This is a genomic window from Mesorhizobium sp. PL10 (genome assembly GCF_053714315.1).
This window is the reverse complement of the sequence record NZ_JBSKBR010000034.1, coordinates 1-23604: the sequence shown is the minus strand read 5'-3', so window position 1 is coordinate 23604 and position 23604 is coordinate 1. Positions and strand designations below refer to the sequence as shown.

Sequence of the window (23604 nt, the reverse complement as noted above, 5' to 3'; positions counted from 1 at the left end):
GTCGGCGACAATGCCCGGTCACGCAGGAAGCGAGTTCGGGCAGTTTTAAACCAGAGGAGAATGTAGAATGCATATGTCTCGGAGGAACCTGCTCAAAGCAGGCGCGGGAATGGCAATCGGCGCGGCTTTGCTGGCCGGAACACAGATGGCGTGGGCGGAGGACAAAATTCGGATCGCTGCGTTATCGTTCGGCGAGTCCGGCGAATACATGAAGGCCTGGTCGACGGAAATCCAGAACCATCCGGCCGTGAAGTCGGGCATGGTTGAGATCACCGTCTTCGACGGAAAGTATGACCCGCTGACCCAAGCCAACCAGATCGATACCGCGATCACCCAGCAGTTCAACGCCATCATCATGGCACCGTTCGACCTCCAGGCGTCGGCGCCGCCGATCGACAAGGCAGTGCAGGCCAAAATCCCGGTGATTGTCTCGGCACTCAAGACGAAGTCGACGAATTACACCGCGTCCATCATCGTCAACGATACCGAGGGCGGCCGCATCATCGCCGAAGAACTCGGGAAGCGCGTCCCGAAGGGCAACGTCGTTCTCATGGAAGGTCCGATCGGCCAGTCCGCTCAGATCGAGCGTCGCGCGGGCATCGACGCCGGACTCGCGAAGTTCCCGGATTTGAAGCTCATCGAAGCCAAGACGGGCAACTGGAGCCGTGCCGAGGGCCAGGCCCTCATGGAGAACTGGCTGCTGGCTCATCCCGGCCAGATCAACGGCGTCCTCGCCGAAAACGACGAGATGGCTTTGGGTGCGATCGTGGCGATGAAGAGCGCCGGCATCGATCTCAAGACCGTTCCCGTTTTATCGATCGACGGCATTCCCGACGCCAAGCGCGCTGTGAAGAAGGGCGAACTGGCGGTCTCGCTCTACAAGTATGCGCGTGCCGAAGGCCAGGGCGCCGTGGATCTCGCTCTGCACGCGGTCAAGGGCGACAGCTACAAGCCGCAGGCAGAAATCTGGGGCCCGCTGATGGACTGGAAGGACGGCAAAGAGAAGGACTACGTCGTTCCGTGGCTGATCCTCGATTCCACGAATGTCGAGAAATACATGTAACCAAAAGCTTTGACTGCGGACGGCCTTCGGGCCGTCCGCATAACGTGTTTCGAAAATCAGGATTGACCACCCATGCTAGAAAGAAAACTTGGAAAGACCGGCGTGACGCTGACCTCCCTTGGGCTAGGGACTTCGCCGCTCGGAGGCTGCAACGTCGACGTGAGTTTCAAGACTTTCGAAGCGGTTGTGCTCAAGGCCTACGAACTCGGGGTCCGTTACTTCGACACCGCACCGCTCTACGGTCTCGGTAAATCCGAGCACTCGCTCGGCCACGTGCTCCGGAACAACGATCTTGTCGGGAAGGTGGTGGTCAGCACCAAGGCGGGCCGCGTCCTCAAGCCCGAGAGCCGAGCCAGGCGCGCCGAAAGTCTTTACGGCATCGATTGGGTGAAGTCGCTGCCGTTCGTTGACGACTACGACTATTCATACGACGGCATCATGCGCGCCTTTGAAGACAGCCAGCAGCGTCTGGGCATGGACCACATCGACATCCTCTATCTCCATGATGTCAGTGGTGAATGGCATCGCGAAGCATATGACACCCATCTCTCGGCCTTGAGGGCCAGCGGCTATAAGGCTTGCGACGAGCTGCGACGCACTGGGGCAGTGAAGGCCATCGGCCTCGGCGTCAACGAAACGGCATCTGTCCTGCAGGTGGCCGAGGAGTTCGACCTGGATTGCTCGATGGTCGCTGGACGGTACACCCTCCTGAACCATGGCGCGCTCGACCATTTCTATCCGGAAATGCAGCGCCGAGGTGTCGGCATCATCGCCGCTGGCATATACAACTCAGGGATCCTGGCCGAGGGCAGCAAGTCGATGACGACGACCAGGACCTATGACTGCCAGCCGGCGCCCGAAGCGATTGTTCGCAAGGTCGAGGCGCTCGAGGCCGTCTGTGAACGCCACGGGGTCTCGCTCCCGACCGCGGCGACGCAGTTCGTCTACGCGCATCCCGCAGTGACTGCCGTAGTCCAAGGCGCTTTGACGCCGGAACATGTGGCCGCAAACGTCGCCGCCATCTCCACGCCGATCCCGGCGGCATTTTGGGATGACCTCAAGTCGTCGGACCTCATTCCGGCGGCCGCGCCAGTGCCAGCGGCCTAACGGCGAGGGCGGCAGAATTGGCTCGACCAAGACCCTCGGACATCCTCGTCACCTACCGCGTCGAAACGGCTGGGAGTCCTGAGGCATTGGCGGCCAAGATCGCAAGCGATCAGTCCACCGGAACGTTCGTAGACCTGCCGGGCGAGACACCTGAACTCAAAGCTCGCGCCGCCGCACGGGTTGTCGCCTTCGAGCGGCTGGACACGGTCGACGCCCCGTCTCTGCCGGCAAACGGAGCAGCGTTTAATCGGGCGCAGGTGACGATCGCCTTTCCGCTCGAAGCTGTCGGCACCGACCTGTCGGCCCTTACGACGGTGGCGCTCGGCGGCGTCTGGTCGATCAAAGAATTCACGGGACTTAGGGTCGTCGGCCTGCAGTTGCCGTCCGAGTTCGATGGGATCTATCCCGGACCCCAGTTTGGGATCGAAGGCTCGCGGCGCCTCACAGGCGTCTACAACAGACCGATTATCGGCACCATCATCAAGCCTGCGCTGGGTTTAACCCCAAATGAAACCGCGGATGTCGTCGGCGAGTTGATCAAATCCGGCGTCGATTTCATCAAAGACGACGAGAAGCTAACGTCGCCGCCCTACTCCTCGCTGGAAGCGCGCGTGAAGGCGATCATGCCGCACATTCGGGACCACGAGCAGCGCACCGGAAAGAAGGTCATGTACGCCTTCGGCATTTCCGATGTCGATCCCGACGAGATGGTGCGTAAGCACGACATGGTGGTTCGCGAAGGTGGCAACGCCGCGGTTATCAACATCAACTCGATCGGTATGGGCGCATTCCTGTTCCTGCGTCGGCGTTCATCACTCGCGCTGCATGCTCACCGTAACGGTTGGGATCTCATGACCCGGCATCCGGGCCTCGGTTTCGACTTCTCGGTTTATCAGCAGCTTTGGCGCCTATTGGGCGTCGACCAGTTCCAGATCAACGGCATCGGGGCGAAATACTGGGAGCCGGACGACTCTTTCATTCAGTCTTTCCACGACCTGCAGAAGCCGGTCTTCCATGACTCCGACCGCCCTTTGCCTGTCGTTTGCTCGGGCCAATGGGGCGGCCAGGCACCCGAGACCTATCGAAGAACAGGACAGACGGTCGACCACCTCTATCTGTGCGGGGGTGGTGTGGTTAGCCATCCTGGCGGGCCTGCGGCCGGGGTGAGGGCCGTCCGCGCCGCATGGGACGCAGCCATCGCTGGTGTAGACCTCCAAGAATACGCGAAGTCTCATCCGGAACTGGCGCAGGCGCTCGCAAAGTTTGGCGCGAAATCACCGATATCAGAAGGGAAATGACACGATGGAGTACCGTCAACTTGGTCGGTCCGGTCTGAAAATCTCGCAGTTGGTCTTGGGTTGCATGAGCTTCGGCGTCGCGGAACGCGGCAACCATCTATGGACGTTGTCTGAAGAGGACAGCAAGCCTTTCATTAGAGAAGCCATCGAACTCGGCATCAACTGCTTCGACACCGCTAACGTCTATTCTGACGGTACCAGCGAGGAGATTGTCGGGAGACTTCTTAAAGAGATGGCGCCCCGCGACGAAGTGGTCATCGCCAGCAAGGTGTACGGCAAGATGCGAAACGGTGCCAACGCCGTCGGCCTGTCACGCAAGGCGATCATTGCCGAGGCCGAGGCTAGCCTGAAGCGCCTTGGGACCGACTACATCGACCTCTACCAGATTCATTTCTGGGACAACTCGACTCCGATCGAGGAGACGTTGGAGGCGCTGACCGACCTCGTCCGAAGCGGCAAGGTACGGTACATCGGCGCGAGCAATTGCTATGCTTGGCAGTTCGCGCGCGCACTCTATAAATCGGACGCCGCCGGATGGTCGCGCTTCATCTCAATGCAAGCGCAAATGAACCTCCTTTACCGTGAGGAGGAACGCGAGATGCTGCCGCTCTGCAAGAGCGAAGGCGTCGGCATCATCGCATTCAGCCCCTTGGCCCGCGGACGTCTCAGCCGACCGTGGGAAGAAAGCAGCGTGAGGTCCGAGACCGACAACGTGACAGCGCGATTCTACGGACATGCCGACGAGGCGGATCGGCGCGTCGTGGATGTGGTCGCTAAGATCGCCGCCGCGAAGAACGTCTCTCGCTCGCTTGTCGCCATGGCGTGGCTCCACTCGAAGGCCGGCGTCACGGCTCCGATCGTCGGCGCGACCAAACTATCGCACCTGAAAGATGCGGCCGCCTCTCTTGACGTGAATCTGACCGCAGATGAAATCAGGGAACTCGAAGCACCCTATGTGCCCCACCAGGTCGTGGGCCTGAATTAATGGGGATCACCCGCCGCTTGGGCAATGACGACCACGACGTCGAAATGGCGGCCCGGATGCTTCGCAACGGTGAAGTCGTGGCCTTCCCAACGGAGACAGTCTACGGGTTAGGAGCTGACGCGAGCAATCCCGCCGCAATAGAACGCATCTATGAGGCGAAGGGACGTCCACGGCACAATCCGCTTATCGTACATGTTTCCGACTTGGACATGGCCCGCAGGATGGCCGAGCTCAACCAGAATGCCGAGTTGGTAGCCGCCCGGTTTTGGCCCGGCCCCCTGACGGTGCTCCTGCCGAAGAGAGCTAATGCCGGACTGGCCTCTGCGGTGACTGCGGGCCTGGCGAACGTAGCAATCCGATTTCCGTCTTCACAGGTTGCCCAACGCCTTATCCGAGCGGTTGGATTCCCGGTGGCCGCGCCTTCTGCCAACCTTTCGGGGAAGATATCCACGACGCGTTTCGCGCAAGTGGTTCGCCAACTCGATAGCCGCATAGCGGCGATCATCGAAGATGACGCCTGCGAACACGGGCTCGAGTCCACAATCCTGTCCTTGGTCGGCGCGCCTACAATCCTGCGTCAGGGCTCCGTTCCACAAGAGTCGCTCGAAGAGCTACTTGGTGCGATGGGGGAGGCCACCGAAGCGCTCGAAATCTCTGCCCCGGGCCAATTGAGAAGCCACTACGCTCCCGACGCTGCCGTCTGGATGGAGGTCGACCAGCCGACGGCGAATATGGTTTGGGTCGGCTTCGGACCGCCATGCGAGGGATGTCACTTGACACTGTCCGCTTCCGGCAACCTAGAGGAGGCCGCCCGAAGCCTTTACGCGGTCATGGTCGAGGCCGGGTGACGTTATCGGATTCGCCTCGATACCGATGTACGGCCTCGGACGCGCCATAAACGATCGATTGAGGCGAGCCGCCGCGCCGCGTCCAACTTAAGCTCGCTTGTCGGATTCTTCGAATGGAACCGCAGAAAAATCGCTTGCATAGCAAGGTATGACCTTATACCTTACCTGTCGCAGATTTAGAGGAGCCGAGATGGGAGGTCTTACATGCTCACAAGCTACCGACGTGAATCCCGACAAGCTGCCCCGGTGTCACGAGTGCTGCTTGACGACGCGTAGGTCTGCGTCCGCCGCCAATCACCAAGCGACCTAGCGGTAGGACGCTCCCAAAGACACGCAAGGATGATCCTATGACCGAACTCGAACTCAGGCCGCTCGGAAAAAGCAAAGTGCAGGTGACCTCGCTGGGACTGGGCACGGTTCCCCTGTCAGGCTTCAACGCCGATGTCTCGTATGACGAGTTCGAAGCCACGATCCTCGCAGGGTATTCGTCCGGAATCCGCTATTTCGATTGCGCGCCAATGTACGGCTTCGGGAAATCCGAACACTACCTCGGGCATGCGCTCCGGGCGAACAAGCTGCGGCCAAACGTGGTGGTGAGCACCAAGGTCGGGCGCATACTGAAGCCCGCCGGCAGGACGAAGAAACTCGAGACCGTGTACGGGATCGACTGGATCGATCCGTTGCCATTTCTCGACACCTACGATTATACCTATGACGGTGTCATGCGTGCGTTCGAAGACAGCCAGCAGCGCCTCGGTCTTGACTACATCGATATCCTTCTCGTTCATGATGTCGGCCGCGCCTGGCACGGCGACCAGAGCGAATTCTACTGGGACCAGCTCCGCGCTTCCGGTTACAAGGCGCTCGACGAGCTACGGTCGAGCGGCGCGGTCTCGGCCATAGGTCTGGGTGTGAACGAAACGGACTCGGTCGTCGGTGTCGCGCGCGAGTTTCAGATCGACTGTTCCCTTATTGCAGGGCGCTACACGCTGTTGAACCACGCGCCCCTCGAAGCCGCCTTTGATGAGTTACTCAAGCGAAACGTATCAGTCATCGCGGGGGGCATCTTCAATTCCGGAATCCTGGCGACTGGCGTCGGCGGAGCCACTGCCACCTATGACTATGGCAAGGTCCCGGCCGCCGTCGTCGATAAGGTGAAGGCCATCGAGAGCCTTTGCGCTGAATATTCAGTGAGCCTGCCCGCGGCCGCGATGCAGTTCGTCTACGCGCATCCGGCTGTGGCCACCCTCGTTATGGGGGCGAAGAGCGCCGCCGAAGTGGACCAGAACGTCAAGGCGATCAACGAGACCGTACCTTCAGCGTTCTGGGACGCACTGAAGGCGACGAACCTCCTTCCGTCGAACGCCCCGTTGCCTGTGGCCGGGCGATGATTGTCAATCGCGGCACCATGCGCGGCGGCTTCCAATGTGACGCGGTTGTCGATCCGATCGCGTCACCGGAAGCGCGCGCAGACGTCGAAGCGCTCGTCAGAACTTATGGAGAACTTCTGGCGATCTACTCGTTTATGCACCTCGCGTTGAAGGAGAGGGGAATGCGCCTTTTGGTCGGCGAACTCGCCGACCGTGCTGCTGACATCAAACGGTCGGTAGCGGCAGCACGCTCGGTTTTGCCGGGGTTCGTCGCCGAACGGCATGCGCTCGCCCATCTGGGAAAGGCAGATCGCCTGCTCGCCAACGCGGACACGCTGTTGCGGCGCGGCGTCCTCATCTCAGACGCACCGCTCTTGGGCCTGCTTTCAAACGCGGCGACCGAACTCAAGCGCTCGGCCGCCTTACTCGGCTCAACGGCCTTTGACACAAGCAGCTGCTGTGCGGGGTCTCTATTTAGTCATCGGGAGGAGAACCATGGGAGCACATTCGATTTGGGTGCTTGAATACTCGCGCAGCCCGGTGCATCCGGTCAGCGGGGTCTATTACGGCGCGCATAATCAGGGAACGATGAACCTGCCGTTCGCCTACATACTCATCAAGACCAGCGGCTCCGTCGTCTTGATCGACGTGGGACACGACGCCGGCGATTTCGGAGGGGAGATCGCCAACTCGATCGGCGTCACCGGATGGACACCTCCTGACATAGTCCTTGGCGAGTGCGGTGTGAGGCCACAGGACGTCACCCATGTCATCCTGACGCATGCACACTTCGACCATATTGGTGGCCTGAAATTCTTCCCGAACGCGAAGATCTACATTCAGAAGAAAGAGCTGGAATCCTGGATGTGGATTCTCGCTAAGGGCCGCCGATTCCGGTCTCTGCAGGCGGGATTGAATCCTGCCGACATCCTCTACCTGACCCGGGCAAACATTGAGGGCCGCCTTGAATTGGTAGAAGGGGAGAGGGAAAATCTGCTTCCCGGGATTCATCTATATCCTGCTTTCGACACGCACACCGCAGGCTCGCAATATGTGGTGGTGCAGAACGGCGAGGGAGACGACAAGATCGTCCTGTCCGGCGATGTGGTCTATACCTACAAAAACCTCAACGGGGGCGACTCGAATGATCCGTGTTTCGTTCCGCCGGGTCTCGCCAACGGCAGTCAAACCCGTCTGATCGAGGCCGCTGATGAGATGCTTGGAATTGTCGGCAACGACGAGCGCCGCATCATTCCCATGCATGAGGAAAGGCTATCAAAAATCTATCCTTCGCGCGTGACAGACCGCCAGCTCATGCTCGTCGAGATAAGTTTGGCCGACGGAGAACGTTCAAGAGTGTGACGGATTGGAGTGAAGCTGCTCTCAATTCACAATCGTCCTCCCAAGGCGATGCGCAGAGGAAAGGCCAGGTATCGGCGACCTGGCCTTTCCTTGCTTGCTTCTTCACATCTACCAGAGCAAAGCTATGAACTGGCTGGTCGAGTTCCTCGCCTCACTATAGAACATGCGGGTGTTCCCTCTGAAGCAGAGCAGAATTCTCGACACCGGATAGCCCATACCCGTGACCAGGCTTCGACACGAAGACCTGCCGGGCTTTCGGATTTCGAGAACTGGCATTCCGGCGATCGGTAAATCGGATCCTCCTGGCCGGCCGGGTTCACGGCGAGGTCGGTGTCGGGGAGGTCCTCGTTTTATCTCTTCTGAGAGCATGTCAAGTGGCCGGACAGTCGACTCGCGAGCGCATGCACGGCGAACTGACTGTCTTACTATCGCGCGCAGCTTCCGTGGTTCGGATACCACTCTGGGCTCGGGCGACGGCATTCCGTAGTCAAGGACGATGATGTCGTTTTGTGCGTCGTTGACATCTGCGTGTGATAAGTGGAGTTATATCACAAAATTTCTGATTGTTTTGTGATAATATATGTTATATCAAGCTGCCATCTAGCGTCGATAAAGGAGGGGCGGATGATCCCGGCGAATGCATCGATTTCCGACATGGCTAACGCGATCCGGGTTCTTTCGATCGATGCTGTTGAGGCGGCCAATTCTGGTCATCCGGGGATGCCGATGGGCATGGCAGACGCTGCGGCCGTGCTCTTTGCCAGGCATTTGAAGTTTGACGCTAGCGATCCCGCCTGGCCGGACCGTGATCGTTTCATTCTATCGAACGGGCATGGGTCCATGCTGCTTTACAGCGCCCTCTATCTGAGTGGCGTGCAGGACGTCTCGATCGAGGAAATCCGCAATTTTCGCCAATGGGGCTCCAAGACTCCCGGGCATCCCGAGTATGGCCATACTGCTGGCGTCGAGATCACGACCGGTCCGCTCGGGCAGGGTATTGCCGGGGCCGTGGGTATGGCCATCTCCGAAAGGCGTCTCTCGGATGAATTCGGCCAGGAGCTCGTGGATCACTGCACCTACGTCTTTTGCGGCGACGGCTGCCTGATGGAGGGCGTCGGCCAGGAAGCGGCCTCACTGGCTGGCCACCTGAAGCTGGGCAAGCTGATTGTTCTCTACGACGACAACCAGATCACCATAGACGGCTCGACCGCCGTTTCTTTCACCGAGGACGTCCCGGCCCGTTTCGTGGCCTATGGCTGGCACGTTGAAAGCATCGACGGCCATGATCCCACCGCCATCGACGCGGCAATCTCACGCGCTAGGGCTGAATCCGACAGGCCGTCCTTGATCGCGATGAAGACGGTGATCGGCTATGGCTCCCCGAACAAGGCCGGCAAGAGCTCGGCTCATGGCGCGCCTCTGGGGGCAGTCGAGGCTGCGGCGGCAAAGGCTGCCTACGGCTGGCCAGTCGCGCCGTTTGATGTCTCACCAGCAATACTTGAGAGCTGGCGCGCAATCGGCACGCGGGGCGCTGGTGCACATGCCAATTGGAGGGCGCGGCTCGATGCCGTGGACGCCGGCCGGAAGGACGAATTCTTACGCCGCGTCGCCGGCACGATGCCAGACAACTATGGAGCAATGGTTGAGGCGGCCAAGGCAAAGCTCCTTGACCATCCTCAGGCAGTCGCGACCCGAAAGGCAAGCCAGATCGCCCTTGAGAGCCTAGCCGCCGCGTTGCCCGAGATGATCGGCGGCTCCGCTGACCTTACCCATTCTAATCTTACCCGCGTTGCCGCCGTCGACAGCGACTTCACGCCAACCGGCTCGGGGCGGTATATCAGCTATGGCGTGCGCGAATTCGCCATGGCCGCGGCGATGAACGGCATTGCGGTGCACGGAGGACTTATTCCTTACGGCGGCACGTTCTTGGTCTTTTCGGATTATTGTCGCAATGCAATCCGCCTGTCGGCACTGATGGGGGTGCGCTCGATATACGTATTGACGCATGACTCGATCGGGCTTGGCGAAGACGGTCCAACCCATCAGCCGGTCGAGCACGTGGCAAGCCTACGGGCCATACCGAACTTGCATGTGTTCCGACCCTGCGATGCCATCGAGACGCTCGAGTGCTGGGACATCGCGTTGCGCGACCGCAACACTCCATCGGTTTTGGCGCTTTCGCGTCAAAATGTTCCCCAACTCAGATCGGAGCGCGACGGCGTCAATCGGGCGGCAAAGGGCGGCTATGTCATAAAGGAGACCGATGTGTCGCGCGACCTGACAATTCTCGCCACTGGAACTGAGGTCTCACTCGCCGTGGCCGCGGCCGCGGAATTGAGCCACCGGGGCGTTCAGACGGCGGTTGTCTCGATGCCGGCTTGGGATCTTTTTGAGAAGCAACCGAAATCGTATCGGGAGGCCGTTCTCGGTAACGCGCCACGCATCGCGGTCGAGGCGTTGTCGAAGTTCGGCTGGACGCGCTACGTGGACAGTGAGGCCGACGTCATCGGCATGAACGGGTTCGGCGCCTCCGCCCCCGCCGAAGTTCTATACGAACGCTTCGGGATCACCCGGCATGCCATCGTCGCGCTTGCTCTGGAAAAGCTGGGAACAACGCGATGAAAGTCCTCAGGCTTGCCAATGATCAGCCAGCTCGCGCCATGCGAGCCCTGGACGACTATCTGGAAGACTGGGCAGGTTCAGACATGCTCCGCCTCGCCATAGCGAAGCAGATCGACGCCATTGTCACCGCAGCGCGCGCCTTGTCAGCCAGGATCGCCTTGGGCGAAATTCCTGGCGATCCGGCTGAGATTGTCGGTGTAAATTCGGACAGTGACAAACAGAAGGCGATCGACGTCGCTTCACATCATTTGTTCCTCGGGTTGCTGCGGGAGGCCGGTGCGGCTCAGGTCCTATCGGAAGAGGCTGAAGCACCGGCCATTTTCGCGGAATCGGGGCTCGCCATTGCCATTGATCCGCTCGACGGATCGGGCAATGTCGGACTGGGGGCCTCTCTCGGAACGCTCTTTTCCATCGCGGCGTTCAACGAGGGAGAGGACCCTTTCCTCAAACCGGGACGCGAATTGCTTGCGGCCGGTTACGTGTCCTACGGAAACACTGTCGATCTCGGCTTTCCAGTCGGTGATGGGGTCGTCCTGTCGACGTTGAACTCCAGCGATGGAAGTTTTTACGTCACCCGAGAAAATGTTCGGATCAAGCCCAACACGGCGGATCTGGCATACAATGCCTCGCTGCATCGCCATCTCCTGCCGTCGACCCGTTCCTACGTCGACGATTGCCTGAGGGGAAGCACCGGGCCCCGCGGTCGCGACTTCAACATGCGCTGGCTGGGCGCTGCCGTCGGAGAACTCCATCGCATCCTCTTGCGAGGTGGGGTCTTTCTTTACGTTGCAGATGCCCGCCCTGGCTACGAGCAGGGCCGCTTACGGCATGTCTATGAAGCCAACCCAATCGCATACCTGATGAGGGCGGCCGGCGGTCTGGCTACCGATGGAAGGGTGGACATCCTCGACAAGACGCCACTGTCGCATCATTGCCGGACGCCTTTGGTCTTCGGCTCAGCAAATGAGGTTGAAGTGATCTCCGATCTGGTCCGCAACGCATAGGAGGAAGCAATGGCTAGAATAACCTTACGCCAACTGTTGGACCATGCCGCCGAACATGGCTATGGCGTGCCGGCGTTTAACATCAACAACATGGAGCAGGCGCTGGCGATCATGGAGGCAGCCAGCAGGGCGGACTCTCCCGTTATCATGCAGGCCAGCCGTGGTGCGCGCGCCTACGTCAATGACATAATGCTGAAGCATATGATGGACGCCGTGACGGAGATCTACCCGACCATCCCGGTTTGCGTGCATCTCGATCACGGCAATGAGCCAACCAGTTGCATGACGGCGATCCAGGCCGGCTTCACCTCCGTCATGATCGACGGGTCGCTGCGATCGGACGGCAAGACGCCGGCAAGTTGGGATTACAATGTCGATGTGACGAGGAGCGTGGTGGATTTTGCCCACTGGGGTGGCGTATCGGTGGAGGGCGAACTTGGCGTTCTGGGCTCGCTGGAAAGCGGCGTCGGCGAAGCCGAAGACGGCCACGGTGCCGAAGGCCCGCTGTCGCACGATCAGCTCCTTACCGATCCTGCGGAAGCGGCCGACTTTGTGGCAAAGACCAAAGTGGATGCGCTGGCGATCGCAATGGGCACCAGCCATGGCGCCTACAAGTTCACCCGCAAGCCCGACAGCGACGTGCTTGCGATGCATGTGATCGAGGCCATTCATGCGAAGCTGCCGAACACCCACCTTGTCATGCACGGCTCCTCGTCGGTCCCTGAGGAGTTGCAAGAGATCATCAACAGGTTCGGCGGTGAGGTCAAACCGACCTGGGGAGTGCCGGTCGAAGAAATTCAGCGTGGCATCCGGCACGGGGTCCGCAAAATCAATATCGACACCGATTGCCGTATGGCGATGACCGGCCAGGTCCGCCGCGTTCTGAGCGAGGATCCGTCGGAATTCGATCTGCGCAAATACATGAAGCCCGCCATGGCGGCCCTTTCAAAACTTTGCCGCGAACGCTTCGAGGCGTTCGGCTCAGCTGGCCATGCACACGGCATCGCGCCGTTGACGCTTTCCGAAATGGCCGAACGCTATCGCAGGGGGGCTATCCATTGAGGTCGACATGTTGGACATTGCCGCGAGTCGGTCGAAGCAACAGACGCCACGCGCGGGAGGCCGGCTAGCCGGCGGCGAACGGTGGAGGGGCCCTTGAAACGCGAAGAGCGCAGGCAGGAAATCATCGATCTTCTGATCGAGAGCCGCGCCGTTGATCTCGATGATCTCGCATCTCGCTTCGCGGTCTCGAAGATGACCATCCATCGCGACCTCGACGATCTCGAGCGAACCGGCGTGCTGCGCAAGGTGCGCGGTGGCGCGACCATCGATCCAGGCACCCAGTTCGAGAGCGACTTCCGCTTCCGCGAGCTGCAGGAGGCCGATGTGAAGCGGTCGATTGCGGCGGTAGCGGCCGAGCTTGTCGAGCCAGGCATGACCGTCATGATAAACGACGGATCGATGGCGGCGATGCTCGGCGACGTGCTGGCAAGGAAAAGACCACTTACGATCATCACCAACAATGCAGCGATCATCGACCGGAACAAGGGCGAGAGCGGCGCCACGCTGATCGCCGTGGGCGGGGTCTATTCCGCCAAGTTCAACGCCTATTTTGGGATTGTCGCTGAGGAGGCGCTTTCGCGCCTGCGGGCCGACATAGCCTTTGTCTCAGCACCTGCCGCGTCGGGCCGCCTTGCCTACCACATGGACGATACCGTCGTGCGCAGCAAGCGCGCCATGATCTCCTCGAGTAGACATAGCTGCCTTTTGGTCAATAGCCGGCGCTTCGGCCACACAGCACTGCACGTGCTGGCCGACCTCAACGATTTCGGCACGATCATCTCCGATAAGCCGTTGCCACACGAGACCGCTGTGCAACTCGAAGGTGGACGAACCACTGTCAAAATTGCCACCGAAGAGGGGACGGCATGACCGCAAACCGGCAGTTGTGGGTCGGCACCAGCTGGAAGATGAACAAGACGCTTGCGGAAGCCCGTGTTTTTGCCGGGGGCCTGCGTGCCGCCGACGGCGGCCGCCATGACCGTATCCAGGGTTTCGTCATTCCGCCTTTCACTGCCGTCCGTGAAGTCAAGACGATGCTCAAGGGGACTTCAGTCAAGGTCGGCGCGCAAAACATGCATTGGGCCGATGACGGCGCCTGGACGGGGGAAGTCTCGCCGGTCATGCTCAAGGATTGCGATCTCGATCTCGTCGAGCTCGGCCATTCCGAGCGTCGCGAGCATTTCGGAGAAACCGATGAGACCGTTGGCCTCAAGACCGAGGCGGCGGTCCGCCATGGTCTTGTGCCGCTGATCTGCATCGGCGAGACGCTGGAGGACCGCGAAAACGGCCGGGCGACCGATGTCCTGGCGAACCAGGTGCACGGCGCGCTCGGCAAGTTGACCGGCAGCCAGCGAGAGGCTGAAATACTGCTCGCCTACGAGCCGGTCTGGGCGATTGGGGAGCGCGGCATCCCAGCGACCGCGGACTATGCCAACGCGCGGCACGCCGAGATAGCCGGGTTCGCCCTGGAGATCCTCGGACGCCGCATACCCTGCCTCTACGGCGGTTCCGTCAATCCCGCGAATTGCGAAGAACTGATCACTTGCCCGGATATCGACGGGCTCTTTATTGGTCGCTCGGCCTGGAGCGTTGAAGGCTATCTCGACATCCTGGCGCGCTGCGCCGCCCAGATTTGAAAGGAGAAAGATATGAAAATCGCTGTGGCAGGAGACAGTGCGGGGGAGGGGCTCGCCAAGATTATCGCCGACCATCTCAAGGACCGTCATGACGTCAAGGAGGTTTCGCGCACCGACGCCGGTCCGGAAGCCTTTTATGCTACTTTGTCGGACCGCGTCGGCTCCTCAGTGCTCAAGGGCGAGTACGATCGTGCCATCCTCGTTTGCGGCACAGGCATCGGCGTCTGCATCGCCGCCAACAAGGTGCCAGGCATTCGCGCCGCTCTGACACATGACACCTATTCAGCCGAGCGCGCCGCGCTTTCGAACAACGCGCAGATCATCACTATGGGATCGCGCGTCATCGGCCCGGAGCTGGCGAAGTCGATCGTCGACGCCTTCCTGGCGCAGAGCTTCGACGAGAAAGGCCGTTCCGCCGGCAACGTCAAGGCGATCGACGAGGTTGACGCCAAGTATAACTTGCCGTCTCGATAGAGAATGTGCGTTTCGTTCAAATGTCGACAACCAGACTGATTACTCGTCAGCAACCCGGCCGCAATTCGCGGTCGGTGCAGCGCGATGAGTAGCTTGCCGCACTAAAGAACGGCAAAAATGTTCCATACACAATGTCCCTTATTTGTGCGGCGGACACTCGAAGCCGACCCGTCAATTTTCGGCCCTAATCAAGGCATGGGTCATCACGTAGCGTCGACCGCTCGCGTACCGCGCGGTTGAAGTCACGCTGTTCGGGGGCCGCGCTCCGCACGTAGCGGGGGTGGTGCAACTGGCGAAACATTGGCTCTATTGCCCCTCGCGCCTTTCACCCTCGAACGCATGCTTTCCCTTTGCGACCCACAGCTCCCGTGCATGCTCGCCTTCCTGGCTTTGCAGCTTGGCGGCAATCCAAAGGAGCGCGCCGTAGATGGTGGCGCGATCATCGGCTGTCAGATCAACGATGCCTGCCTTGACGACGAGACCGCCGAGCTCGATCAGACGTCGCGTGCGCTTGCGGCGCTCGACCTGCCACGTGCGCATATCATTGCGAGCTCGTGCCGCTTGCCGGCGGTTGCGGGCTGTCCGATTGCGTTTTAGCGCTACGAAGGTTGCCTTCAGATGTCGGAGCAGTTCTCTTGGACCCGCTCTCGAAAAACATCACCCCACGCTTGGCCCATGCCTCACGGTCTGCGGCGTCTTTCGTCTCGGCGATCGCGACCAGCGCGCCTGCCAGTTCCTCCGTGCTGAGTTGATCGGCGCCGGTTGCGATCACCAGTTCTCCAAGCTGCTGCACCTTTCGCGTTTTGAGTTCTCGCGTCCTATCTTCCAGCGCCTTCAGTTCGGCGTCGAAGTCGCGTGGTTTGCGCATGGCTGTCTCCATCGATTGTCGATGCGGCGATGATAGGGGAGCGCCTGCGCAAAGGCTTCAGGGTTGCCGAGACAGCTCGGGACGGGCTGGTCCATCCCGAGATTTTTTCGAGGGAGGGCGCGCTTATACGTCGTGCCGACGTGCGCTTTGACGTGCAAATGATCTGGTCGCGATGGCGATCTATCATCTTCACGTCAAGGTCATTAGCCGCAAAGCTGGGAGCAGTGCCGTGGCGTCGGCTGCCTACCGCTCTGCCTCGCGGCTGCATGACGAGCGCATCGAGCGCAGCCATGACTTCTCGGCCAAACGCGGCGTCGTCCGTTCCGAGGTCTTGCTGCCGGAGAATGCGCCGGAGGCCTGGAGCGACCGCGAACGGCTCTGGAATGACGTAGAGGCGTGCGAGATGCGCAAGGACGCGCAGCTCGCCCGTGAGGTGGAGTTTGCCCTGCCGCGCGAGCTGAGCCAGGCGCAAGGCATCGAGTTGGCGCGCGACTTCGTCCAAACGGAGTTCGTCGACCAAGGCATGGTCGCTGATCTCAATGTGCATTGGGACAGGGCGGAGGATGGCAGTCCGAAACCTCATGCCCATGTCATGCTCACAATGCGGTCAGTGGACGAGAACGGTTTTGGTCCAAAGGTGCGTGACTGGAACCGCACCGAGCTGGTCGAGCGCTGGCGGGAGCGATGGGCGGAGCTTGCCAATGAGCGCCTTGCCGAATTCGACATCGACGCCCGCATCGATCATCGCAGCCTGGAAGCGCAGGGCATTGCCTTGGAGCCGCAAACCCAGATAGGCGCGCCGGCTCAACGCATTGAGGGCAGCGGACTCGATACTGAAAGAATTGAAGCCGACCGCGCCGAACTGCATCGCGAGATCGCGCGCAACAATGGCGCGCGGATCATTGCGGATCCGTCAGTGGCGCTAGATGCCATCACGCATCAGCAATCGACCTTTACGCGAAAAGACATCGCGAAGTTCTCGCATCGGCATAGCGACGGAATTGAGCAATTCAACGAAGTCATGGTGGCCATCGGCAACGCGCCCGATCTGGTCGAGCTCGGAAAGGACGGACGCGGGGAAGATCGCCTCACAACCCGGCAGGTGATCAAGACCGAACAGCGCCTGCATCGCGCGGCAGAGTTGATAGCCGGACAGCAGCGCCATGCAGTGAATGAGGCACACCGCGAAGCCGCTCTGGCGCGCGCAGCGCAACGCGGGCTTGTGCTTTCGGGCGAGCAGGCCGATGCACTGGATCACATCACCGATGGGCGCGGTCTTGGCGTCGTTGTCGGTTTTGCTGGCACGGGCAAGAGCGCCATGCTGGGTGTTGCGCGCCAGGCATGGGCGTCGGCGGGCTATGAGGTTAAAGGCGCAGCACTCTCCGGCATTGCGGCCGAAAATCTCGAAAGCGGATCGGGAATTGCCTCGCGCACGATTGCCGGCCTGGAACACGGCTGGGGACAGGGCCGTGATCTACTTACCACGCGCGATGTCTTGGTGATCGACGAGGCCGGCATGGTCGGCACGCGCCAGTTGGAGCGCGTGCTTTCCCATGCCGCCAACGTTGGCGCAAAGGTCGTCCTCGTCGGCGATCCGCAGCAGTTGCAGGCGATCGAGGCCGGCGCTGCGTTCCGCTCGATTCACGAGCGCTACGGTGGCGTCGAAATCGAGAACGTACGCCGGCAGCGCAAGGACTGGCAGCGCGACGCCACGCGCGATCTGGCAAACGGCAGGATCGGCGCTGCGATCCGTGCCTATGACGCGCAAGGCATGGTGTACCAGGCTGTGACCCGCGAAGATGCGCGTAGCGATCTGGTCGAGCGCTGGGATCGTGACCGGCAGGCGCAACCTGACGCAAGCCGGATCATTCTCACCCACACAAACGACGAGGTGCGCGCGCTGAATCTGGCCGCGCGTGAGCGCATGCGCATTGCGGGTGAACTCGGCGACGAACTGCAAGTGAGTGTCGAGCGCGGCGCAAGGAACTTCGCCAGCGGCGACCGTGTCATCTTCCTGCGCAACGAGCGCGGGATCGGAGTCAAGAACGGGACGCTTGGCATCGTGGAGCACGTCAACGCACAGAGTATGGCGGTGCGCGCCGATGACGGTCGTTCGGTCCGCTTCGATCTCAAAGACTATGCCCACATCGACCACGGCTATGCAGCGACCATCCACAAGGCGCAGGGCATGACAGTCGACCGCACCCATGTCCTGGCAACGCCAGGCATGGATGCGCACGGCAGCTACGTTGCCCTGTCGCGGCATCGAGACGGGATGGACCTGCACTATGGCGGCAGTGACTTTGCCACACGGGATCGGCTTGTTCGCACGCTGTCACGCGACCGCGCCAAGGACATGGCGTCGGATTACGAGCAGATCGACCCGGCACAGAGCTACGCCGAGCGGCGTGGCATCACCTTCCGCGAGCGTGTGGTCGAGATCGCGCGCCGGATTGTTCCGGAGAAACTTCGCGACAGGATCGGCGAGCTGCTCGACGGGCTCCGCTCGCCCGCAGACGCCGAGCCCGGCCAGGACAGTGGGCGCAGTCCGGGAAGGGAAAATGTTGGAGCGCTAAGCGCAGATGGCGGCGCTGATCCCGAAGGAAAAACCCCCGGAGTGTCGCGGGGCACGGATATGCCGATGGACCCGGAAGCGGCGTTGCGTAGCGCTCGCACGAAGGCGCTTGTGCGCCACGCGCGCGCGATCGATGCCATCATGCACGCCGGAAACGCGGACTGGCAGAGTAGTCCCGAGCAGATGCGCGAATTGCGAGATGCCCGGAGCGCTTTCGAGAAGGTTCGGCCGCATGGCTGGCGCGATGCCGAAGCGGCATACGTCAAGAACCCTGAGCTGGTTCGTGAAGCGGCGGTCGGCCGGGTCAGCCGCATTGTCCTGGCTCTCCAGCTTGAAACCGAAATCCGCACCGGACTGGACAACGATCCGAGCCGCCGCGCAAACCGTTTCGTGGAACGTTGGCAAAAACTCGCCCGGACTAGCCAGGGGCAATACCAGGCCGGCGACATGTCCGGTTACAAGTCAACCCGCTCGGCCATGTCCGACATGGCCAAGAGCCTCGAACGCGATCCTCAACTGGAATCCCTCCTTGCCAACCACAAACGCGATCTTGGCATTCATACCGATTCCGGCCGTAGCCTCGCTACGGAACTCGCATTCAGCCACGGCATCGGCAGAGGCCGTGGCATTGGAATCTGAACACGTCCGATTCGCCGCCGTTTCCACGCCGGGGCAAGACGACCCGGAAAACCCGCTTGCGCGCCAGTAAGTGTCTCTCCTCTCTGGATCAGGAGCAATCAGAACCAGCCAGCAAGAGGCAATGCGACTATGCCTGAACCAGACCGTATCATCCGCCTGAAAACCGTCCTTTTCCGGACCGGTCTGTCTCGGTCCACGATCTATCGCAAGATCGCCGAAGGCACCTTCCCACGCCAGATCCAGATCAGTATGCACGGTGCAGGCTGGCACGAATCCGACATCAGTCGCTGGATCACCAATCCCGTCTCGTGGCGTCCGCAAGACCAGGGCGACAAGTTGTGATGAGGGTGATGCACCCTGCGCGGAAAGCTGGCCTTCATTGAGACGCAGCGGTCACGGCGGCGGGATTATTGCTTGAGCCCATGTCGAACATGTCCATTAGGAGCCCCGCCGACGCGAGCGAACACGGCAAAGTCGGCCTCGCGCCCTTCAAGATGGGTGGCTCATGCAGGGCAACTTTGGAGCGAAACGCACACAACTGGCCGCTTATCTGCTTTCCGATCCGGCTTCCTTCGAAGCAGACTGGTTCCTCACCGCCTATAAGGGCGGTCAACTAACGGTTGCTCGATCGATCTGGCGATCGTCGCCGGATCGGTATCTATAGTGGTGGCCAGGTCATCCAGCACCGAGCGGATATGCGGCCAGGGGAAATCGGCGGGACGTTCCCAATGCTCACCGTCATCCAGGATAACGAGCAGCTTAGCTAAAATGCCCTCGATGGAGGTAGCGGCTGTCTGCGGTAGATTATCCAGAAGTTCGCGTTCGACTATTTCGGATTGCCGTATCAGTTCGTCTGCTCTCGAATAGCCGATCTCAGCATCGGCGGCATCCCAACGCGCCTGGTGTGCCGCGAAGTCGGCAACCGCCCCGTTCCATTCGACTTCAATTTCGGGAGAGTACGCATCGTTCAGGCCTTCCATGGAATGGAGCGCTAATTCCGTACCATCGGCAAGCCGTACCTTGGCGCAGGGGAAGCCGACCGTCCTAGCGAGGTATGTCTCCAACCTTTGTTGTTCGCGGCACAGCGCCAGTGTCTCGTTGTGGATCTTTTGCCAGTTGCCACACAGACGAAGAGCAGGATCTGCCGCGCTGCTGCCGTCCGCCAGTTCGGCGGCCAGCGACTTTGCCTGGAAGGGCCATGCCGCAGCGCCCGTGGCCGTGCCCGCCAGCAAGCGCCGCCGGGTGATGAAAAACAAACTCATGCTATTGTCGGAATCATCCATGATCCGAGCTCCATAAAAGCTAGGGTTGTGGTCAGGCCGCATTGAGTGTTCGCGCACTCGGTGCGGCCGCTTTCTAAAAACGAAAGGATTATTGGTTTTTAGAAAGCAACTGTCAACGTTTTCCGAAAAGGCTTGCGATTTTCGAGAGTTATCACCAGTTTGCGGCATGGATTCTTCCCAATGTCGCGCCGCACGAGCGCTGTTGAAATGGACGCAAGAGGATCTCGCCGCCCGCTCCGGCGCGAGTGCTGTTACCATTCGCAATTTCGAAAACGACCGTTCTGTCCCTCAAACAGGAACGCGATACCTCCTCCAAAAAACGCTTGAGAATGCCGGCATCGAGTTCATTCCTGAAAACGGCGGCGGTGTGGGCGTGCGTTTGTCACGACGCTCCGAAGCCACATAGGGTCGGTTGGCATTACAGTCGTAATTTTCTTGCTAGGTTACCTGGATGTTGGATTCCACCAGCAATTGATCCAATTTTGCGCGCGGCGGTATTCCAACCTCGAAGAGTGTTACTCGAAGAAAATGACATGAATTTTTGCAGCGGTTTCCGATCCAAATGAATCCTTTGGACTATCCAAGGGATATGGGCATGCAATCGATGGCACAGAGGAGACGCTCGTGCTCCAACCTGCATTTCGCATCGTTCCAAGCTGCTGGTGCGCTGTTGAGCGTGTCCGCGATTTAGCCCTCGGTTCTTGCCAACAAGGCTTAAACGGATAGCAACCGATCAGGTTCTCGGATTTCCGAAAAGCACGCCTTGCTATCCATTTCTACGACCGATCGATTTGATGGCTTCTCTCATCTCCTGCATGTGCACATCTGGGAGACATGGACCAAAATCATGATCTCGGAAGGATTGAAGGAGGCCGCACATTCTGCGGACTGCTATTTTCCGCAGGAGCAGAGCCGAGCCGTAGCAAGCGCTACCCGCAATGGTTGTGAGATCTAAAAAAAAGGCCTTGTTCCGAGCGCCTGATAGAGCGATTCTGCGCCTTGCAAACGCACTTGCGCGGCAAGCGGCCCGCGAAGATCACGAGCGTGAACAGGCCGAGAAAGCTCATCATGAATCGAACCGCGATCTACGCACGCTTCTCAACCGACCTCCAGAATGAGCGATCGATAGACGATCAACTCGCTTTATGCCGAGCGTACGCAGAACGTGAGGGATTGAACGTTGTCGCAACGTTTGACGACCGAGCGCGGTCCGGCGGCTCCGTCATGGGCCGTGACGGTTTGCTTCACCTCATGGACAAAGCTCGTGGGCACCAATTTGATGTTCTCGTTGTGGAGGCCCTTGATCGGCTCTCGCGCGATATGGAAGACCTTGCCGGCATTCACAAACGCCTTTCGTTTCTTGGCATCGAAATTCGTGCCGTCCACGAGGGTGTGGTGAACACAGTCTTGGTCGGACTTCGCGGTCTTGTTGGGCAACTCTATCGAGAGGACATCGCTCACAAAGTCCGTCGGGGTCAGGCCGGCCGAGTGAGCAAGGGGCTCCATGCCGGTGGCTTGACCTACGGCTACTCCTACGTGCTAGGCGACCCTGGGAAGCGACTGATCGCCGGGAAGGAAGCGGATATCGTGCGTCGTATCTTCAGGGAGTATGTTGATGGGCAGACCCCGCGTGATATCGCCCACAATCTAAATAGAGACCGCATACCACCGCCTCGTGGCCGAGCGTGGAATGCATCTACTATCAATGGAAATGTGCAGAGAGGGACGGGGCTGCTTCACAATGAGCTTTATGCTGGCCGCCTGATCTGGAACAGGGTCAGAATGATCAAGGATCCTGATACGGGGAAACGTGTCTCGCGTCCAAATCCCGAGGATGAATGGCGAGTAGTCGCAGTACCGGACCTCGCTATTGTTCCGTCCGACCTCTTCGACGCAGCACAAGCACGCAAGAAGGCGCGTGCAACCACCCATCCAAGCCACCAACGCCGACCACGGCATATGTTGACTGGGCTCCTGAGGTGCGGTGCCTGTGGTGCGGGAATGTCGTCAAAAGGCATGGACAAGTCCAAGCGCATTCGCATCCGCTGTTCGGCCGCGACAGAAAGCGGAACATGCGCTGATCCGAAGACCTTCTATTTGGATACGGTCGAAGCTGCAGTTCTGAACGGGCTTACCGCCGAGTTGCGCCACCCCGAAGTGATTGCCCAGTATGTCCAGACCTACCACGAAGAACGGAAGCGCTTGGCAGCCGATACCGATGCTAAGCGCACCCGTTTGGAGCGACGGCTAGAAGAGCTAACTCGGGAGATCGAGCGGCTGGTCAACGCCATTGCCAAAGGCCACGGCGACCCAGCTGTACTGGGACCGCAATCAACAACACTGAATGAAGAGCGCAAGTGCATTTTGGCAGAGTTGGATCGGGTACCCGCTGCGACCGGAGTGATCGCGCTGCACCCTGCGGTGCTCGCCCGCTACGAGGAACAACTAAACCAACTCCAGACCGGGCTTGCTAAGGGCATTGCTTCTGGCGATTCCGAATGTGCAGAGGCAATGCGTGACCTGGTCGAAACCGTCACGGTGTTTCGAGATCCATCGAGGATCGGCGGCGTCGAAGTCGAAATCGCTGGGCGGTTAATGGCACTCTTGGGCGAGGGTGCCTTCCCCCACGGCGTCAAAGGAGTGGGGGGAATGGTGGTAGCGGGAGACCGCTACATCGTGACACCCACTATCGAGGAAGCACTCTTCTGCTATCGGCGACGCTCAGGCTAAAGCGTAAACGTCGTCGAAGATCGCCCGGAATGAAAGGTGCGTGGGTCCACGAAGGTGGCCTCGATCCCTGGCGAAGCCACCGCGGTTGAATGCTCCGAAAGCCTGCCGTCACTAAGTCCTAGACTTGCGTTTTGGTAGGAGCCTTTTTGACTGGCGTCGGTTGCGATTTTCGCCCGAGCCCTGCCGCCTCCGCGAGCGTCGATCTTTGAGCCGCGTAATTTGGCGCAGCCATCGAGTAATCCGGCTTCAATCCCCATTTCTCGCGGTATTCGTCTGGAGTGAGTCCGTAATGTACCGCGAGATGAGCAAGACGCTGGTTCATCAGGCACCTGCGGCACTTGAACGCGAGGCATTGATCAAAAAGGGAAGTCAATGAAGCGGTACCGCTCCACCCTGCTTTCTCGATGCTCTCAAGTCTCTGGAAACGTGGCCCGCAAAATTGGAATCGCGAATATGGTTGGCGCAAAGCCCGTCATTTCTGGCGAAACGCGGAGTGGAACGACACAACCAGCGGGCCTAAAATGTAGTCGAGCGCGGTGCGTTCCTCGGTAACGATCATGACTGACGCCGGCATGCCTGGGTAAAGCGCAATCTGTGGGGCTGCGGCCAATTCCACCGGATCGACAGCCACGTCGGCGAGGTAGTAGGGAAACCCGGTCTTGCTGTCGGTGATGCGA

At 60.0% G+C, this 23604-nt stretch carries 22 protein-coding genes and 1 pseudogene; 18 read left to right on the top strand and 5 right to left on the bottom strand.

From position 1 onward, the window contains the following. Positions 1 to 109: 109 nt before the first annotated feature. From ACWGTO_RS29770 to derI, 14 genes are all read left to right on the top strand, one after another. Positions 110 to 1063, top strand: a complete 954-nt coding sequence (locus ACWGTO_RS29770; protein WP_454578357.1) for a substrate-binding domain-containing protein — start codon at positions 110 to 112, stop codon at positions 1061 to 1063. A 72-nt stretch (positions 1064 to 1135) separates the two neighbouring features. Continuing rightward, the gene (locus tag ACWGTO_RS29765) at positions 1136 to 2170 is read left to right on the top strand and encodes an aldo/keto reductase (RefSeq protein ID WP_454578356.1); all 1035 of its coding nucleotides are present in this window, start codon (positions 1136 to 1138) and stop codon (positions 2168 to 2170) included. 17 nt (positions 2171 to 2187) lie between these two features. Continuing rightward, a complete protein-coding gene (gene oiaX / locus ACWGTO_RS29760; protein WP_454578355.1) occupies positions 2188 to 3468 on the top strand; it encodes a 3-oxo-isoapionate-4-phosphate decarboxylase OiaX in 1281 nt (426 codons plus the stop codon). Positions 3469 to 3472: 4 nt separating this feature from the next. After that, complete coding sequence (locus ACWGTO_RS29755; RefSeq protein WP_454578354.1) at positions 3473 to 4453, top strand: aldo/keto reductase; 981 nt, start codon at positions 3473 to 3475, stop codon at positions 4451 to 4453. 17 nt (positions 4454 to 4470) lie between these two features. After that, complete coding sequence (locus ACWGTO_RS29750; RefSeq protein ID WP_454578353.1) at positions 4471 to 5301, top strand: L-threonylcarbamoyladenylate synthase; 831 nt, start codon at positions 4471 to 4473, stop codon at positions 5299 to 5301. A gap of 347 nt (positions 5302 to 5648) precedes the next feature. Beyond that, positions 5649 to 6692 carry an aldo/keto reductase gene (locus tag ACWGTO_RS29745; protein WP_454578352.1) on the top strand — a complete coding sequence of 348 codons (1044 nt, stop codon included), beginning with the start codon at positions 5649 to 5651 and terminating at the stop codon, positions 6690 to 6692. Further along, positions 6689 to 7195, top strand: coding sequence for a hypothetical protein (locus tag ACWGTO_RS29740; protein ID WP_454578351.1), 507 nt, complete (start codon positions 6689 to 6691; stop codon positions 7193 to 7195). The genes ACWGTO_RS29745 and ACWGTO_RS29740 overlap by 4 nt, the downstream gene beginning before the upstream one ends. Continuing rightward, on the top strand, positions 7167 to 8033 hold the full coding sequence (locus tag ACWGTO_RS29735; RefSeq protein ID WP_454578350.1) for an N-acyl homoserine lactonase family protein: 867 nt from the start codon (positions 7167 to 7169) through the stop codon (positions 8031 to 8033). The genes ACWGTO_RS29740 and ACWGTO_RS29735 overlap by 29 nt, the downstream gene beginning before the upstream one ends. A gap of 624 nt (positions 8034 to 8657) precedes the next feature. Beyond that, positions 8658 to 10655, top strand: a complete 1998-nt coding sequence (gene tkt, locus ACWGTO_RS29730) for a transketolase (protein WP_454578349.1) — start codon at positions 8658 to 8660, stop codon at positions 10653 to 10655. Beyond that, positions 10652 to 11659 carry a class 1 fructose-bisphosphatase gene (locus ACWGTO_RS29725; protein WP_454578348.1) on the top strand — a complete coding sequence of 336 codons (1008 nt, stop codon included), beginning with the start codon at positions 10652 to 10654 and terminating at the stop codon, positions 11657 to 11659. Before tkt ends, ACWGTO_RS29725 begins: the two co-directional genes overlap by 4 nt. Before the next feature lie 9 nt (positions 11660 to 11668). Continuing rightward, positions 11669 to 12721 (top strand): class II fructose-bisphosphate aldolase, encoded by a 1053-nt coding sequence (gene fba / locus ACWGTO_RS29720; protein ID WP_454578347.1) that lies wholly within the window; start codon positions 11669 to 11671, stop codon positions 12719 to 12721. 93 nt (positions 12722 to 12814) lie between these two features. Further along, positions 12815 to 13591, top strand: coding sequence for a DeoR/GlpR family DNA-binding transcription regulator (locus tag ACWGTO_RS29715; RefSeq protein WP_454578346.1), 777 nt, complete (start codon positions 12815 to 12817; stop codon positions 13589 to 13591). Continuing rightward, the gene (locus tag ACWGTO_RS29710) at positions 13588 to 14358 is read left to right on the top strand and encodes a triose-phosphate isomerase (RefSeq protein WP_454578345.1); all 771 of its coding nucleotides are present in this window, start codon (positions 13588 to 13590) and stop codon (positions 14356 to 14358) included. Before ACWGTO_RS29715 ends, ACWGTO_RS29710 begins: the two co-directional genes overlap by 4 nt. 12 nt (positions 14359 to 14370) lie before the next feature. Continuing rightward, complete coding sequence (gene derI / locus ACWGTO_RS29705) at positions 14371 to 14832, top strand: D-erythrulose-4-phosphate isomerase (RefSeq protein ID WP_454578344.1); 462 nt, start codon at positions 14371 to 14373, stop codon at positions 14830 to 14832. 306 nt (positions 14833 to 15138) lie between these two features. Here derI and ACWGTO_RS29700 read toward each other — a convergent pair whose 3' ends face one another. Both ACWGTO_RS29700 and ACWGTO_RS29695 read right to left on the bottom strand, forming a co-directional pair. Continuing rightward, positions 15139 to 15372, bottom strand: coding sequence for a conjugal transfer protein TraD (locus tag ACWGTO_RS29700; RefSeq protein WP_454578343.1), 234 nt, complete (start codon positions 15370 to 15372; stop codon positions 15139 to 15141). 1 nt (position 15373) lies between these two features. Beyond that, entirely contained in the window at positions 15374 to 15700 is a 327-nt protein-coding gene (locus tag ACWGTO_RS29695) for a conjugal transfer protein TraD (protein WP_454578342.1), read from the bottom strand. 172 nt (positions 15701 to 15872) lie between these two features. Between ACWGTO_RS29695 and traA the strand changes: the two genes are divergently transcribed. Together traA and ACWGTO_RS29685 are read left to right on the top strand one after the other, a co-directional pair. Continuing rightward, a complete protein-coding gene (gene traA, locus ACWGTO_RS29690; RefSeq protein WP_454578341.1) occupies positions 15873 to 18914 on the top strand; it encodes a Ti-type conjugative transfer relaxase TraA in 3042 nt (1013 codons plus the stop codon). 129 nt (positions 18915 to 19043) lie between these two features. Continuing rightward, positions 19044 to 19256 carry a helix-turn-helix transcriptional regulator gene (locus ACWGTO_RS29685; protein ID WP_454578340.1) on the top strand — a complete coding sequence of 71 codons (213 nt, stop codon included), beginning with the start codon at positions 19044 to 19046 and terminating at the stop codon, positions 19254 to 19256. Positions 19257 to 19504: 248 nt separating this feature from the next. Here ACWGTO_RS29685 and ACWGTO_RS29680 read toward each other — a convergent pair whose 3' ends face one another. Next, positions 19505 to 20197 carry a hypothetical protein gene (locus tag ACWGTO_RS29680; protein ID WP_454578339.1) on the bottom strand — a complete coding sequence of 231 codons (693 nt, stop codon included), beginning with the start codon at positions 20195 to 20197 and terminating at the stop codon, positions 19505 to 19507. 91 nt (positions 20198 to 20288) lie between these two features. Between ACWGTO_RS29680 and ACWGTO_RS29675 the strand changes: the two genes are divergently transcribed. Together ACWGTO_RS29675 and ACWGTO_RS29670 are read left to right on the top strand one after the other, a co-directional pair. Next, positions 20289 to 20603 carry a helix-turn-helix domain-containing protein gene (locus ACWGTO_RS29675; RefSeq protein WP_454578338.1) on the top strand — a complete coding sequence of 105 codons (315 nt, stop codon included), beginning with the start codon at positions 20289 to 20291 and terminating at the stop codon, positions 20601 to 20603. Between the two features lie 662 nt (positions 20604 to 21265). Then, the gene (locus ACWGTO_RS29670; RefSeq protein ID WP_454578337.1) at positions 21266 to 22927 is read left to right on the top strand and encodes a recombinase family protein; all 1662 of its coding nucleotides are present in this window, start codon (positions 21266 to 21268) and stop codon (positions 22925 to 22927) included. 118 nt (positions 22928 to 23045) lie between these two features. On the opposite strand, the gene ACWGTO_RS29665 is transcribed toward ACWGTO_RS29670, so the two are convergent. Both ACWGTO_RS29665 and ACWGTO_RS29660 read right to left on the bottom strand, forming a co-directional pair. Then, positions 23046 to 23249, bottom strand: a complete 204-nt coding sequence (locus ACWGTO_RS29665) for a MucR family transcriptional regulator (protein WP_454578336.1) — start codon at positions 23247 to 23249, stop codon at positions 23046 to 23048. A 150-nt stretch (positions 23250 to 23399) separates the two neighbouring features. Next, positions 23400 to 23604: pseudogene (locus ACWGTO_RS29660) on the bottom strand (HlyD family type I secretion periplasmic adaptor subunit); the annotation flags it as partial.